Origin of the sequence: Bifidobacterium sp. UTBIF-78, assembly GCF_006408945.1 — a bacterium.
In the GTDB taxonomy this organism is placed as follows: Bacteria; Actinomycetota; Actinomycetes; order Actinomycetales; family Bifidobacteriaceae; genus Bifidobacterium; species Bifidobacterium myosotis.
Map to the genome: position 1 here is coordinate 34,082 of NZ_JFAO01000012.1, position 14,718 is coordinate 48,799.

Below are 14,718 nucleotides of genomic sequence, written 5' to 3' on the forward strand. Positions count from 1 at the left end.
CAAGGGGAGCCAGGATATATTCGACGAATTAATGACGCAGGACACTTGGACATATGGCCTTCTGGCTGTGACGAACGAACATCAAAGGGTGGCTCCTCTTCATCGAAGGGGAGCCACCGTCATATGTGGTTGTTGCATCTGTCGGTGTTGCGTCTATCAGGCGCCGCATGGTGGGACATGACAAACGCAACAGGCACTCAATCAGACATGCAGCAGACACGCAACAGGCAAACGCAGCAGTCAGGCACGCAGTCAGGCACGCAGTCAGCTCAGCTTGGCAATAAGCTCGATGAGCTGTCGCTTGGCCTCATCGAAAGGCGGGTAGACCAAGCCAAGCGTATCCGGGAATGACGGCTTGGCAACCACGGTCTTGAGGTGGCTGAATGTATCGAATCCCGCCTTGCCGTGGTAGGCGCCCATACCGGAAGCGCCGACGCCACCGAACGGCAGTCTACTGGATAGCAGGTGGCCCAACGGCAGATCGAATCCCAAAGCACCGGAGCTGGTGCGCCGCTCGAAGGCAAGACGCGTCCCACGGTCGCGCGAGAACATGTACGCGGCCAGCGGCTTCGGCCGTCCGTTGATGAATGCAATGGCCTCATCGGCGTCCTTGACCACCAGAATCGGCAAGATGGGACCGAAAATCTCCTCTTGCATCACCGGCGCGTCCGGCGATGTGCCGTACAGCACGGTGGGCGCGATATACCGGGCCTCACGGTCCACTGTGCCGCCGCACACCACCCGGCCGGCGCTCACGGCAGTCGTCGCATCGTCGCCCACAGCCCCGGCGCCGATGCGACGTCCGACCATCTCCACGGCCGCCCCTACCGCGGACGCGGCCTTGATCAGCGGCGAACTCGGTTCCGCAGACGGTACGGTTCCCGCGGGCAACAAGCCAATCAAACGCTCCATATGACGATCGTTGACGATGCGTCCGTAATCGACGGAAGTCTGCGGATGCTCGCCGAAGAACTCCGTGACCGCCACGGCCATGCGCTTGGCGAGCCGCTCCGCCACGTCCGGGGTCGCCAGCACGTAATCCGGGGCCACGCACGTCTGCCCGGCGTTGGTGAACTTGCCCCAAGCGATGCGTCGCGCGGCCACATTGAGAACAGCCGTGCCATCCACGAAGCATGGCGACTTGCCGCCAAGTTCCAGCGTCACCGGCGTCAGATGTTCGGCGGCGGCCTTCATGACGATCTTGCCGACCCGTTCGCCGCCCGTGTAGAAAATGTGGTCGAACGGCGCCTTCAACAAGTCGCCCGTCTCCTTGGGCCCGCCCTCGACCACACATACGGCCTCACGGTCGAGATACTGCGGCACCAATTCGCTCAGCAGACGTGTGGTATTGGGCGCCAGTTCGGACGGCTTGAGGCACACGGCATTGCCGGCGGCCAATGCGTCCGCCACGGGCGCCAACGCCAGCAGCACCGGATAGTTCCACGGGGAGATGACCAGCACCACGCCTTTGGGCTCGGCAATGGTCCATCCGGCGGCGGGCTGCAATGCCCACGGCATCGGCTTGGGATGGCGGGCGGCCCAGACGCTGAGCCGATTGCGTACGAACCGGGCCTCGTCGGCCACAAGATTGAGCTCCATCAGCACGGTCTCACCGGCCGGTTTGCCCAGATCAGCAGCCACCGCCGCCACGAAATCCTCGCGGTTGTCCATCACCAGACGGCGCAGCGCGTCAAGCTGAGCGCGTCGCCAAGACAATGGCCGGGTGCGCCCGGAGGCGTAGGCAGCCGTCAATCGGGTGAATGCCGTATTGGATGTCGTACTGCTGGCCATCGCCGCCTCATCTCCTTGCATCGCATGCTTGCTTCAAGCGCTCACCCTCAGTCGCTCGCCTCGGACTCCCGTCCCGGACTCTCGCCTTGGAACGATGCGCTTCCGCCATAGTATCGGAATCCGCCGGTCCGGGAACCGGCCGAAGGCGGATGCCTCACCGCACCATCACACCACATCGTCACGCCCAACCATCGCACCGCGCCATCACGTCGGGTCCACGATGACATGCGAACGGATCGGGGTACCGGCGGGCACCCGCCAGATGGCTTGGGCGCGTCCGAAATAGGTGGTACAGGAATTGCCGGCGAGCTCGTCGGCCGTGATGGGATTGGCGCTGGCCACGCCGAGCAGTTGGGCGTTGGAGCAGGCATACGCGGGCATGTCACGAGACGACTCGCGTGGCGTCCCGGTCCCGGAGGCACCGGACATGTCCCGTGCCTCATGCGATACCTCACGCGGCGACACGCGCAGTGACTCACGCAGTGCATCACACGGCGACGCGCCCGCCGGCCGTACCGGTTCCGCCGCAATCGGCGGGTTCGCCACCGTCTCATTCACCGACTCACTCGCCGACTCACGGAACAGCCCCTGCGATGAATCATGCGACGCTGCCTCGCATCCGTCACCAATCACCGTGATGCGACGGTCATCGGTCACATGGACCACCCCACGCGCGTCGGTCAGGGCGATGGATTCGAACACCAATTCCGTATCGTCCCAGCGCGGATCGTTCTTCGGATACGGGTTCGGCACGCGCTCAACGCTCGTGGTCACCACCATCTCATCAGCCTGAGCCGACACCAACGTATCCCGTCCAAGCTCGCGCCCGGCGGCATCGTAGGCCACGGCCGTCAACTCCCCCGGCTCGTACGGCACGCGGAACCGCGCCATGCACCGGTACACCGGCGCCATGCCGATTTCACGACCATCAAGCAGCAGCCGAACGTGCCGTCCGCCGGAATACACCTCCACCAGAGCGTCGCGTCCTTCGTAGCCGGCCCAGGACCAGCTGGCCACGCCGTCATGTCCGCGTTCGATGAATCGCGCGGTGCGTCCGGGTCTCGTCGCGCCGTCGCCGTACAGCAGCTGCATCGGCCGTATAGTGATGGCGGGTCGGCGACGCACGCCGGTGACGATCTGCCGGTACAGCATCTGTCCGGTCGCCCGACCGGTGATGTCGATGAGTCCGGAGCCGCCGAGCAATCCCGGATACCGGCGGTACGGCCCGGTGAGCCGCCCGCGGAGCGCCATGTGGTCACCGTACTCGCGCATCCAGCCGTCCGGTTCCGGATTCGCATAGGCCCAGGCGCTGACCGACGCCTCGCCGATGTAGTCCCAGCCGGTCCACACGAAGTCGCCGATGAGATAGGGCAGTCGGCACATGGCCGGCCAGGTGAAGGCGATTTCCTGCGGATAGGTCTCACTCGCGCAGAACACGCGCTCGGGATGGACGCGGTGGAAGTACTCCGGCCCCTCACGACAGTAGTTGAGCCCCGCCACATCGACCTCGCCGAACACGGCGTTGGTCTGCCGGTCCATAACGCCGGTGCGCAGCGCAAGCGGCATGAGCCGGTCGATCATGGTGAGCAGGATCGGTCCGGAGGCATGTTCGAGCGTGGTGTTGAGGCCCGGCTCGCCCTCCACTTTGGCATCATGCTCGTCCATGCCGGCCTTGGTGCGGGCGGCCAGCGACAGTGAAATCGGATTCACACAATCGATGACTGGCCGACTCGGGTCCAGCGATCGGATGATCGAACGCATCGACCGGGCGGCTTCGGCCGCACGCGGCGATTTGGTGTCCGCGATCTCGTTGCCGATGGAATACAGCACCACGCTTGGGTGATTGCGGTCCTTGCGCACCATCGCGGCCAGATCACTGGCGTAATGGTCACGGAAGGAGGAGGCGTAATCATAGGAGGTCTTGTGCATCCACCACATGTCGAACGCCTCGTCCATGACCAAAAGCCCCACCTCGTCGCACGCATCGAGGAATGCCTTCGACAGCGGGTTGTGGGCCGAGCGGACGGCGTTGAAGCCCTGCTCCCTCATGATGCGGGCGCGACGATATTCGGCCTGCGGAAAGGTGGCCACGCCAAGGATGCCGTTGTCGTGGTGCACGCAGCCGCCGTTGAGCAGCACACGTTTGCCGTTGAGCCGGAGACCGTGCGTCGCATCGCAGGCGAGCGTGCGTATGCCGAAACGTTCGGTGTGGGTGTCGAGCAGCGTACCGGTATTGTGGGCATTGTTGATGGTGCTGCCATCGTTGTCACCGGAATCATCGTCATCATCGGTCCCGTACAGCGCGATTCGCGCGGCGTACAGCACCGGCGATTCCGGCGACCAGGGCCGCGCGTGCGGGATGATGCCGGTTACCCCACGGAACTGCGCGACCGTGGTGCCGGAATCATCCATAATCGTCGTCCACAGGTACTGGTTCGCGGCAATCGGCTGGTCGAGTTCGACGGCGACGGTGGCTGAATCGTCGTGAGATACTTCGGCGGCATCCGGGAGGGAAACGGTGCTGATGCGGACTCCGTCCGGACGAATCACGTCGGATGCGGCATATGCAACGGACGGACCGGACGAATCAGGCATGCCGGATGCGTTAGCGTCTGTATCGGCGGCGGACGTGCCCTTCGCATCCGTGACCCATAGCCAAACCGGGCGGAAGATGCCGGAGCCGGAGTACCAGCGGGAGTTGGGGATTCGGGTGTTGTCCACCAGCACGGTCAGCGTGTTGGCACCGTGCCGGACCAGATTGGCGATGTCGAGGTAGTAATCGCCGTAGCCGTAGGTGAGCGTGCCCGCGGGTTCGTTGTTGACCAGCACGGTGGCGTCGGGGTAGACGCCCTCGAATTCGAGCAGGCACGCGGCGGGCGGCTCGGAGGCGAAGTGCATCACCGTGCGGTACTCGTAGCTGCCGCCGGGGTAATAGCCGGTGTTGTAGCCGTTGGCGGTGTGCGGGTCGCGGCGTTCGTGAATCATCGCATCGTGCGGCAGGGTGATTGACTGCCACGATCCCCCATCGATTGAACGAAATTGCCAATGATGATTCACGTCGATGCGTTGCATGGCTTTATTGTAGGTCGCCATGTGCCGGTGCGGCGGTGCGGTACGCAATGCTTGTGCGGTGCTTGTCCCGGCACCTGTGCGCAGAACCGCCTATGTGCGGCGGCGTGTACGCATGTGTGCATGTGTGCGGGGCATGTGCGTGGCGCGTGTGCGGTACAACAGACGGAAAAGGCCCGATATTTCGTATCGTGTACGTATCGGCGCGGTACGATCCGTGATTATCGACGTTTTTCGCGTATCGTACCACGCGTGCCGCGGCCGCCGATTCGGATACTCGTGCAGGAATGGCGGAATTGCAACGATTCTCTTTGCGCTGCCGCGGTACGACATGTGAAGACAACGATTGCAGCAAGTGTTGTACCGCAACAGCGCGGTACAACACCACAAAAACCGTGATTTCGCCGTTTCATACCGCACACGGAGATAATGACAGTGCTTCCGCAACGGCGAGCAGGCTCATACCCGTAACTCGATGGACAAACAACTACCTCTCAGGCCCGCCGGGCCAGCTCCCATGACACGGGGAGCCAAGAAGCACACCAACAGGCTCCGCCCGCGCTCTGCTGGCTCGCCTGTCGACTCGCCTCACGGCTCGCCACACTGCCTACAAACCGAAATCCTCCGGATTTCCGTCGCGGCATAGCCGCTCCCCTCACCTACGGACAACCCACCGGGTTGTCCGCTTAACGGCTCAGCACTGGGTTGTCCGCTTTACGGCAGCGGCACTGCAATTACGGACGGGCTTCGCCCGCGCTTTGCTGATTCGCCTGTCGGCTCGCCACACTGCCTACGGACAACCCACTGGGTTGTCCGCTTTACGGCAGTGTCATGAAATCGGTGTCTTTGAGGTAGTTTTTGCCGGTGGTGATGTCGTACTGGATGAGCTTGTAGTCAGCGAGGAGCTGCTTGGTCTCGTCGTCGAAATCGGCCTCGGACATGGGGTTGCCGGACTGGTCGAGATAGATGCTCTGACCTTCGGGGATGCGGTCCCATCCCTGGATCTTGTTGACCACGGGCGGTTCCATGGCGGCGATCTTGGAGTGCATCTGCGTCAGGAAGGCGAGGAACGGCGAGACCTTCGCATTCATATGCTCGGCGGCCTGGGCCACGAAGAAGTTCGGCGAGGAGTAGTCCGCGTCATCCGCCTTGTTGCCCTGAGTGCCGGAGGCCTTGTTGGACCAGATGAAGTAGTCGGTCAGATGCAGGGCGAGCGAATTGTTCTCGTCCTCGCTGGCCGAGGAGTAGATGCCCGGCAGATGGTCGCCGTAGAAGACCACGGTGACGGGCTTGTCCAGCTTGTCGAGTTCGTTCAGGAACTCCTGAGTGGCCTGATCGGTGATCGACGCGCCCTTCTGGTAGGTCTCGATCGACTCCTGTTCGTCCTTTTCGAGCGGCGTGCCCGTGGTGGATTCGGCGGTGAAATCGTTGTTCTCATACCACTCGTGATAGGGCATGTGGTTCTGCATCGTGATGATCTGGATGAACTTGTTCGCGGTGCCGTCCTTGATGCCCTCGAGCGCGGAATCGTAGGTGGCCTTGTCGGACACGTACGGCGACTCGTCGATCTTGTCCTGATACTTGATCACGTCCGGACCGGTAAGCGTGTAGAAGTGCGAGAAGCCGAACTTCTTGTAGTTCGTGGCGCGCGAATACATGCTGGATTCGTACGGATGGTAGCCAAGCGAGTTGGCCGGCGCGCCCCACAGCTGGTTGACGGTCGGCGTCCAGTGCTCGGTGGGCACGAGCTGCTGGTACGGACTGGTCAGCGAGGAGTCGAAATTGGCCATGGACAGGCCTGTAAGCCCCATGTACTCGAGGTTGGCCGTACCGCCGCCGTAGCCCGAGGAAAGCATGAGGCCGGAGGTGGTGGACTCCTTGATCTTGCGGATGTTGGGCATGGAGTCCTTGTTCACCTTGAGCCCCGGCACTCGGCTGGGATCGGAGAACGATTCGGACAGCACGTAGACCACGGTGGAGTCGTTGAGATCGTTGCTGCGGTCCGCATTGAGCTTCTCGGCGGCTTTCTTGTAACGCGCGGCCACCTGCTTCATGGTCTCCTCGGAATAGTCGTCCGGCTTGTCCATGACCTTCGGGTTGAGCTGGCGCGTGAAGGCGACGAGCGGACCGTTGCGCTGCGCGTCGTACACCGAATCCCACATGGACGGCTTGTCGCCCATCGCATGCGAGAACTTGTTGGCCCACGAGTCGGTGGTGCTCACCTGCATGCAATACAGGGAGAATCCAAGCAGCGCGAGCAGCATGACGAGCAGTCGCACGCCGAGGTTCAGGCCGAGATTGCTCGAACGCAGCATACGGCCGTTGCGCCCGTCGAGATGGCGCAGCGCCAGAATCAAAGCCAGCAATGCCGCGAATACCGCAAGTGCCACGAGGATGGTCACATGGGCGCCCGCCGGGATAAACGTGAGCATATTGCCCGTATTGGAGCCGAGGAAGTTGAGGTCCGCGGGCAGAATGGCCTCGTAGCGAATCTCGATCTTGAAATGCTCGATGGATGCCACGGAAATCGCCATGCCCACGATCACCGCGCTGGCGACCCAGAACCGGTTGCACAGCATGAGCAGCATGAGGTACAGCAGGCCGACCAGCAGCACGTTGAGCAGGAACACGAAGTTGCCTTCGAGCCACATCTTGCTCACGAAGTTGAAGCCGACGTCCGGGCTGGAGAGCTGCACGCGGGTGGAGCTGGTCGAGACGCCCACCTCCAGCGCGGCCACGGCGATGATGTCGAATACGACGAACAGCACACCGTACAGCCAACCGGGAAATGGCTTGTGCGGGTGCTTCGGGGTGACCTCGTCCGCCTCGGCCCGATTCGTCCAGAGCCGCCAACGGAACTTCGATGTGGTGTTACTGGTGTTTTCGCTCATTCGCCTGCTTGTCCTGTGATGCTTGTCCAGTCGCATATTGTCGTTGCCGAACCTTGGAGAATCAATGTTTCTCCCGGTTTCCTCACGGTTCCCTAACTATTGGCCCCGGTTGCGGGGACACTGGCCCCGGTTGCGGGACCCTGTGCCGTTTACCGTCCATTCATGCTCAAGCAACCTTAACGCAAAGGGTGCCTCGGGATGATCCCGAAGCACCCTGAACATGACCCGGATTATCGGCGGCACAATGATCTGGCCACCCATATCGGCCGAGCGAAGCGTCTTCAAATCACGGATGGATTCCGCATTCCCGAACCTGCTGACTTTCGCCTAATATCCCGCGTCAGAAATTCGTCGACGAATTGACTACACCGCAGTCCTGCCTTCGCGGGCCAGCTCGTCCTACAATTACGGACGCGCTACACGCGTGTTCTGCTAGCTCGCCTGTCGGCTCGCACGCTGCCAACAAGGGGAGCCGAAAATATAATCAACGAATTTCTGACGTGGCACATTAGCGCGTCTCTTCCGTCTACTTCACCGCTGCGGAGAACTGGTCAACGAGCGCGTCCATCCAATCCAACAGGTTGTCGTATTCGGCGGGCATCTGCTCGGTGAGCTCCACGACCGGCACGTTGGCGTCCTTGGCGGCGCCCGTGATCTGATCGGTGGTGGAGTTGGCCTCCTGGGAGTTGAAGACCAACATCTTGATGGAACCGGCCTTGAGCGCGTCCTGGAAGTCCTTGATGTCGGCCGGGGTCGGCTCGCTCTCGTTGGCGGAGGCCTGCGCATACCCCTTCGGCGTGGCGTCGGTCATCTTGAGGTCGTCGGCCAGGTACCACGCCACGGATTCGGTGGCGGCATACGGCAGGTTCGCGGTCTTGGCGGACGTCTCCTTGATCTTGGACTCGAGCTTGTCCTCCTTGGCGTGCCAATCCTCGTTGAGCTTGGCGTAGTCGTCCTTGTGGGCGGGGTCGGCCTTCTGGTAGGCGGCGGTGATGGCGTCGGCGGTGGAGGAACGAACCTCGGCGGAGAACCAGACGTGCGGGTTGTCGCCCTCCTTGATGCCGGCGGTCTCGGCGGCGTCGACCAGCGTGGCATTGGTGGACCCGGCCGCCTTGGACGCCCACGGGTCGTAGTCAGCGCCGTTGGCCACGGCCACCTGGGCCGAACCGAACTTGGCCACGTCCGCGGCAGTGGGCTCATAGTCATGCGCTTCGACGTTGGTCTTGGTCATGATGTTGGTGACCTCGACGTTGTCGCCGCCAAGGTCGGCGGCCACAGAGCCCCACTGATTAATGGATGCCACGACCTCGATCTTGCCGGAGGCCTGTGAAGCGTCGGCGGCGTCAGATTTGGCCGTACTGGAAGAATCGCCAGAGCCGCAGGCGGCCATGGAGAACAGTGCCGCGGCGGCCGCGACCGCCGCGATTGCACGCTTGGCGTTGGACATGATGGACATGATGGGTTTCCTCTCTGATGGGTTCGGTTGGACTGTTCCATCGGATGCTGGCCGATGCGCGCGAGTCGTGCTGCCGGAGATATTGCGTCAAACGTTTCGCTCTTCGCGTTTCTCACGAGGCGGCTGCGCTCTCACGCCACCCGCCTCCGCGTTATGCATCCGTGTCATGCATCCGCATGGATCGGTCGATTTCCAGCACCTGAGCATAACACATATCGAGAATTATTATCATTTGCATTAGTAGGCGGCGTGTCACCACGTCCCACCGCAATCGAACACGAAACCGCCACCATCACCGCATGGACATCTTCATGCTGACGGAACAATGCGGCAAATCGCGGATTCCCGCCGCCCGCGCATCCTCATACACCACCGCATCCGGCTCGGCCACGGCACGGATGATCTCTCGACAACGGCACTCTCCAGCCGCATCCAAATGCCGGGACAGGCACCCCGCGCCCACCACCGGCAACTCGAGTATGCAGGACGCCTCCCGAATCAGGCGGGACACTACGGCCCCAGTGGACCGTTCATCATAGACGGCATCTTCTTCACCCGGACCGCCTAGGCCATACAGGCACAGTCGGTCGTCATCGAAGAACCATTCCTCGAACTCATCGAGGCCCACCACATTGGCGACGTCTCCCACATACAGCGGCATACCCCAGTCATCGAGATCGAACAGATCAGACAGATACTGCGCCACCGGCGCACCCTCGAGCCCGACCGGCAGCGAAATCAGAAACGCCGCAGGCATAGGCGCCGGCATCGATTCCGACGGTGCGACGTTTTTCCCAGCGCCCGACGGTGCGCCTTGCTGACCCTCACCGCGTTCGCCGTGTCCGTCGTATACGCGGTATCCCGTTGCGTCCGCCGCATCCGTCGTGTCCGCCGCATCCGCCGCGTCTGCGGCATCTGCAATATCCGACGATTCACCCTCGCTGTTTCCCGACGTCGACTCCTTCCCCACACCGACGCCCGCCAAGACGCCGAATTCCCCGGTTCCCGCAGGCGACAAGGACTCCCCAACCTCCGCAGAGCCCGATTCCGAAAATCCCGAAAATCCCGAAGATTCCGGCAACTCTGATGGCCCCGACAATAACGCCGAGCACATCGATTCCAACACGCGCCCGACGTCGTGCTTCACCGTGCAGCTCATGCAGCATTCCTCCAAACCGAACGAGTCGGTCTCCCCGAACGCCAGACCGTTAACGTGCGGCCGAGTAACCATACGCACGATATCCAGCCCGGACTCGACGGCAGCATTCGGCCGCACATCGTACGTGATCGAGCACACGGACGGACAGGAATCAGCCAACGAAAACGCAACGGCATCAAGACTGAGCCGATCCACCCCGGTGAGCAGCACCACCGGCACGCCAGTGCCGCGCTCCGCGTTTCCCAATGATTGCAATACCGGATGAACCATAACAACCTTCCTTTTTTTGATAATGGTTATCATTATGGTGTATAGTCTGCAATCATGTCCAAACAATGTCAAATCCTGGGCACGCATGCCTCCACCGGCAATCGCGTCTCCCATTCGCATCGAAAAACCAAACGAACCTTCTCGCCGAATCTGCAAACGAAGAGGTATTGGGTCCCCTCGCTGGGGCACACCGTCACGCTCACCGTGAGCGTCAAAGGCATGAAGACCATCGACCGCATCGGCATCGAAGCGGCGCTCGCTCGCATCCGCCGCAACCAGAACGTCAACCGATGACTCGCGCCCGATACTCGCTCGGCAGACACTGGCTGCTCGACGCGGGCGACGCTCATCAGCCCTGCGATGCGCACTCGGCAGGAAACCATTAGGCACCCAGCAGCCATCAGACAAACACCTGAAATGCAACTAACAAACATCCAATAGAAAGCAGTCGAAGCATCATGTCAAGCAAATCATCGGAGATCAGACCGGTCATCACCCTTAAGTCCACGGCGGGGACCGGCTTCACCTACACGACCCGCAAGAACCGACGCAACACGCCGGACCGACTCGAACTGCTGAAGTTCGACCCGGTGGTGCGCAGACGCGTCGTCTTCCGAGAATCGCGTTAGAAGACCCCTCGCCCTTTACATCCACTATGCCGCCGTTTCTTAGGCAGATTCTGCAGATTCTGCGTTTCCTAGGCACATCCACCGCAGAACCGCATACGCAAAAACCGCGAGAATACAGGCATCGACCGAGCGCGGCATGGTAGCGAGGCGCCTAAGTAACAAGAAATCTGCCTAAGAAATGAATCCGCACATTCCCAAGGAGCCACCAATGGCCAAAACCAGCAAAATCAACCGACAAATGCAGCGCGAACGCATCGTGGCGAAATACGCCGAACGGCGAGCGCAATACAAGCGGGACAGCGTCAGCCCGCACCTGTCGCCCGAGGAACGCGCCGAGGCGATGCGTAAACTGCATGCGCTCCCCCGCGACGCCAGCCCGACCCGCCTGCGTAACCGGGACTCCATCGACGGGCGGCCGCGAGCCTTCAACCGCAAGTTCGGGCTTTCGCGCATCAATCTGCGCGAAAAGGCGCATAAGGGCGAATTGCCCGGCGTAGTGAAATCAAGCTGGTGACCGCCGGCAATCGCACGCAATAGACAAACAGCCAATGCAATCACCGCAACAACCAAGGAGCGCTAACTAATGCAACAAGGCATCCACCCCGAATACGGCCCTGTGGTCTTCTACGACCGCTCAGCCGACAAGTACATCCTGACCAAATCAACGCTGGCCGCCAAGGCGAAAAGCCTGCCAAGCATCACATGGGAGGACGGCAACACCTACCCGCTCGTCAGCGTGGAGGTGTCCTGCTACAGCCATCCCTTCTACACCGGCAGGAACGTCGTGCTCGACACCGCAGGCCAGGTTCAGAAGTTCCACGAGCGGTACGGCCGGAAATAACCGAGGCCCACCATCTCACTACAACCACGAAAGCAACACCATGAAAGTCAAATCCTCCATTCGATCGCTGGCTCGTAAGGACGGCTCCTATGTCGTCCGGCGCCGCGGACATCTGTACGTCATCAATAAGAAGAATCCGCATTGGAAAGCGAGGCAAGGCTGATGGCACTGCCGAAATACCGGACCTCACGGTCGCACACCCGCTCGCGCCGAGCCAATTGGAAGGCGAAAGTCCCACAGTTGGCCACGGTCACCACACCGGAAGGCGAAGTCGTCCAAGTTCCCCAGAATCTGGCCGCAGCCGTACGGAAAGGGTATATGAAACCCTAGCGTCCCGCGTGTCCTGCGTCGGAAATGTGTTGACGAATTGGATATCCCTCAAGACTCACTTTGCGAGCGACTCCCCTAGCAAGGGCCGGGAATGCCACGAACAGCCTCGACGTCGGACATTATCCGAACTGCCCATAGACATGGCAGAACCTGCCGCAAGCCGGCATACGAGCATCTCTCCGTAGGAGTCGCCGGACATATACGGCTCTCCCCCAAAATTCGCCCGCAAGGGCCGACCGTTGAAACAGAGCACACCCAGAAACTGAATAATCAAAACAATCAGGTAGAAAGCCCAACCATGACTAACCCAAACGCTAGCCAGCCCACGCCCGAAACCAATCCCGACGCTCGCGCAACCATCGGCAGCCGCCATACACCGGTCATCGCCAGCATCGCCGCATTCTGCGTCGGCGCGCTGCTTGCCGGCGGCATTGTCGGTGGATTCGCCTACGCAAGACAAGGCCAGACGTCCGGCGGTGAACCCGGCGGCAGCACCACGGCGACGGCTGAGGATTCCTGCGACACGACATTCACCGTGGTCGCCTCGGTGAATCAGTGGGGTTCGCTTGCCGAGCAACTCGGCGGCTCCTGTGCCGAAGTCACCTCGCTGATCAACTCGACCTCCGCCGATCCGCATGATTACGAGGCCACCGCCTCGGACCTCGCGAAGCTCGCCAAGGCCGACATCGTAGTGCTCAACGGTGCCGGATACGACGGCTGGGCGGAAAAGGCTCAGCTTAACCCGGACAAGCAGACCATCGTGAACGTGGGCGACCTCATGGGCATCACCGCCACCGAGGAGCACTCACACGAGCATGAGGAAGGCGAGGAAGGCCACCATCATCATCACGGCTCCACGAACCCCCATGTGTGGTTCAGCCCCGAAGGCGTGCTCAAGGCCGCCGAGGCGATCAACGACGCCTACGTGACCAAGGCCGGAGAGAACTCGAAGACCGCCGCCACCGTACAGCGCCACTTCAACGAGTGGAACGGCGAGTACGCCGACTTCGTCGCCCTCGTGAACAAGGGCCGGGCCGCAGGGGTGCAACGCAACTATGTGGCCACCGAGTCGATCATCAGCTACCTGCTCGATTACATCGGCGCGACCGACAAGACCCCCGAAACCTACACCAACGCGATGAACAGTGAGTCTGAGCCGTCCGCCGCCGACCTCAAGAACGCGATGGACATCGTCGCCAGCGACAACGTGGACATCCTCGTCGTCAACCCGCAGGAGATGGGTGGCTTCGCCAAGAAGCTCAACGAAGCCGCGATCTCCAGCAACAAGACGATCATCTCCGCCACCGAACAGCTACCCGAGAATCAGAAGACGCTGCTCGGCTGGCTCACCCTGATCGCCAAGCAGGCGCTGGCCACCGACACCATGAACGGTTTCTTCCTCACACAGGACGTCAAGGATCGCACGCTCGCCGACTACGAAGGCGAATGGCAGTCCGTATACCCGTACCTTCAGGACGGCACACTCGACTCCGTGATGGAGGCGAAGGCCAAGAAGGGCGACATGACCGCCGAGGAGTACAAGCAGTACTACGACACCGGCTACAAGACCGACGTGGACAAAATCGCCATCAAGGGCGACCAGATGAGCTTCACCCGTGGCGGCACGACCGCGACCGCGACCTACAAGTACGATGGATTCAAGATCCTCGACTACGCCAAGGGCAACCGCGGCGTGCGGTTCCTGTTCACCGCCACCGGTGACGTGCCCGCAGGCGCACCGAAGATCGTGCAGTTCTCCGACCACGGCATCGCGCCGGGCAAATCCGCACACTTCCACATCTTCATGGGCGACGACTCCCAAGAGGAGACCCTTAAGGAGATGGACAACTGGCCCACCTACTACCCGGCATCCATGAGCAAGGCGGAAGTGGCCACCGAGATGCTGGCGCACTGATAGGCGGCGGTGTGCCGTATCAGGCTGGGGACGCCGCACGCGGCACACCGGCTCACTCGGATGAATTGCCCGGATCGTCCGGACGAATCGTCCGGACGAATCATCCGGAACCGTGAATCCACGCCATTCATCCAGCCCATCAATGCAGGCCGCGACTCCAGTACCATTCATCCGAACACTCCAGCACGGCACCCCCTCACTGCGAGAACTGATGGCAATCTTGCGGTGGGTGTCGTCGGGGACGAGGCCACCTTCTCACCGCGAGAACCGATGTCCCGGCTATCTGCTTGGCTCGCCGCGTCCGTTTTCGGTCATGTGTCATTCTTTTTGACTGGTACCAGACGCTAAGTCGGTTCCAAGCGTCCGG

12 protein-coding genes are annotated in these 14,718 nt (G+C 61.6%); 7 read left to right on the plus strand and 5 right to left on the minus strand.

The window, feature by feature from the left end; translation table 11 throughout:
• Positions 1-264: 264 nt before the first annotated feature.
• From BG22_RS03490 to BG22_RS11085, 5 genes are all read right to left on the minus strand, one after another.
• The gene (locus BG22_RS03490) at positions 265-1,791 is read right to left on the minus strand and encodes an aldehyde dehydrogenase family protein (RefSeq protein WP_258186186.1); all 1,527 of its coding nucleotides are present in this window, start codon (positions 1,789-1,791) and stop codon (positions 265-267) included.
• A 204-nt stretch (positions 1,792-1,995) separates the two neighbouring features.
• The gene (locus BG22_RS03495; protein ID WP_181163354.1) at positions 1,996-4,863 is read right to left on the minus strand and encodes a glycoside hydrolase family 2 TIM barrel-domain containing protein; all 2,868 of its coding nucleotides are present in this window, start codon (positions 4,861-4,863) and stop codon (positions 1,996-1,998) included.
• 815 nt (positions 4,864-5,678) lie between these two features.
• A complete protein-coding gene (locus BG22_RS03500; RefSeq protein WP_140493265.1) occupies positions 5,679-7,751 on the minus strand; it encodes an LTA synthase family protein in 2,073 nt (690 codons plus the stop codon).
• A 526-nt stretch (positions 7,752-8,277) separates the two neighbouring features.
• Complete coding sequence (locus tag BG22_RS03505) at positions 8,278-9,207, minus strand: metal ABC transporter solute-binding protein (RefSeq protein ID WP_140493268.1); 930 nt, start codon at positions 9,205-9,207, stop codon at positions 8,278-8,280.
• Positions 9,208-9,499: 292 nt separating this feature from the next.
• Entirely contained in the window at positions 9,500-10,669 is a 1,170-nt protein-coding gene (locus BG22_RS11085; protein ID WP_258186187.1) for a hypothetical protein, read from the minus strand.
• A 21-nt stretch (positions 10,670-10,690) separates the two neighbouring features.
• Between BG22_RS11085 and rpmB the strand changes: the two genes are divergently transcribed.
• From rpmB to BG22_RS03550, 7 genes are all read left to right on the plus strand, one after another.
• Entirely contained in the window at positions 10,691-10,930 is a 240-nt protein-coding gene (gene rpmB / locus BG22_RS03520) for a 50S ribosomal protein L28 (protein WP_140493271.1), read from the plus strand.
• Between the two features lie 164 nt (positions 10,931-11,094).
• On the plus strand, positions 11,095-11,265 hold the full coding sequence (gene rpmG, locus BG22_RS03525; RefSeq protein WP_044089945.1) for a 50S ribosomal protein L33: 171 nt from the start codon (positions 11,095-11,097) through the stop codon (positions 11,263-11,265).
• Between the two features lie 208 nt (positions 11,266-11,473).
• Positions 11,474-11,779, plus strand: coding sequence for a 30S ribosomal protein S14 (rpsN, locus tag BG22_RS03530; protein ID WP_140493274.1), 306 nt, complete (start codon positions 11,474-11,476; stop codon positions 11,777-11,779).
• A gap of 69 nt (positions 11,780-11,848) precedes the next feature.
• Positions 11,849-12,106: a type B 50S ribosomal protein L31 gene (locus BG22_RS03535; RefSeq protein ID WP_140493277.1), complete on the plus strand. Its 258-nt coding sequence runs from the start codon at positions 11,849-11,851 to the stop codon at positions 12,104-12,106.
• Between the two features lie 40 nt (positions 12,107-12,146).
• Positions 12,147-12,269 carry a 50S ribosomal protein L36 gene (locus BG22_RS03540; RefSeq protein WP_003813936.1) on the plus strand — a complete coding sequence of 41 codons (123 nt, stop codon included), beginning with the start codon at positions 12,147-12,149 and terminating at the stop codon, positions 12,267-12,269.
• Positions 12,269-12,436 carry a 50S ribosomal protein L32 gene (gene rpmF / locus BG22_RS03545; RefSeq protein ID WP_094667360.1) on the plus strand — a complete coding sequence of 56 codons (168 nt, stop codon included), beginning with the start codon at positions 12,269-12,271 and terminating at the stop codon, positions 12,434-12,436. Before BG22_RS03540 ends, rpmF begins: the two co-directional genes overlap by 1 nt.
• Positions 12,437-12,734: 298 nt before the next feature.
• Positions 12,735-14,351, plus strand: a complete 1,617-nt coding sequence (locus BG22_RS03550; protein WP_140493280.1) for a metal ABC transporter solute-binding protein, Zn/Mn family — start codon at positions 12,735-12,737, stop codon at positions 14,349-14,351.
• Positions 14,352-14,718 lie beyond the last annotated feature (367 nt).

What these genes read in the sequence shown, in the direction of transcription:
- rpmB (WP_140493271.1), top strand. Translation starts at nt 10,691, where the DNA reads ATGTCCAAACAATGTCAAATCCTGGGCACGCATGCCTCCACCGGCAAT.
- BG22_RS03495 (WP_181163354.1), bottom strand. Translation starts at nt 4,863, where the DNA reads ATGCAACGCATCGACGTGAATCATCATTGGCAATTTCGTTCAATCGAT.
- BG22_RS03490 (WP_258186186.1), bottom strand. Translation starts at nt 1,791, where the DNA reads ATGGCCAGCAGTACGACATCCAATACGGCATTCACCCGATTGACGGCT.
- BG22_RS03550 (WP_140493280.1), top strand. Translation starts at nt 12,735, where the DNA reads ATGACTAACCCAAACGCTAGCCAGCCCACGCCCGAAACCAATCCCGAC.
- rpmF (WP_094667360.1), top strand. Translation starts at nt 12,269, where the DNA reads ATGGCACTGCCGAAATACCGGACCTCACGGTCGCACACCCGCTCGCGC.
- BG22_RS03505 (WP_140493268.1), bottom strand. Translation starts at nt 9,207, where the DNA reads ATGTCCATCATGTCCAACGCCAAGCGTGCAATCGCGGCGGTCGCGGCC.
- rpmG (WP_044089945.1), top strand. Translation starts at nt 11,095, where the DNA reads ATGTCAAGCAAATCATCGGAGATCAGACCGGTCATCACCCTTAAGTCC.
- rpsN (WP_140493274.1), top strand. Translation starts at nt 11,474, where the DNA reads ATGGCCAAAACCAGCAAAATCAACCGACAAATGCAGCGCGAACGCATC.
- BG22_RS03535 (WP_140493277.1), top strand. Translation starts at nt 11,849, where the DNA reads ATGCAACAAGGCATCCACCCCGAATACGGCCCTGTGGTCTTCTACGAC.
- BG22_RS03540 (WP_003813936.1), top strand. Translation starts at nt 12,147, where the DNA reads ATGAAAGTCAAATCCTCCATTCGATCGCTGGCTCGTAAGGACGGCTCC.
- BG22_RS03500 (WP_140493265.1), bottom strand. Translation starts at nt 7,751, where the DNA reads ATGAGCGAAAACACCAGTAACACCACATCGAAGTTCCGTTGGCGGCTC.
- BG22_RS11085 (WP_258186187.1), bottom strand. Translation starts at nt 10,669, where the DNA reads ATGATAACCATTATCAAAAAAAGGAAGGTTGTTATGGTTCATCCGGTA.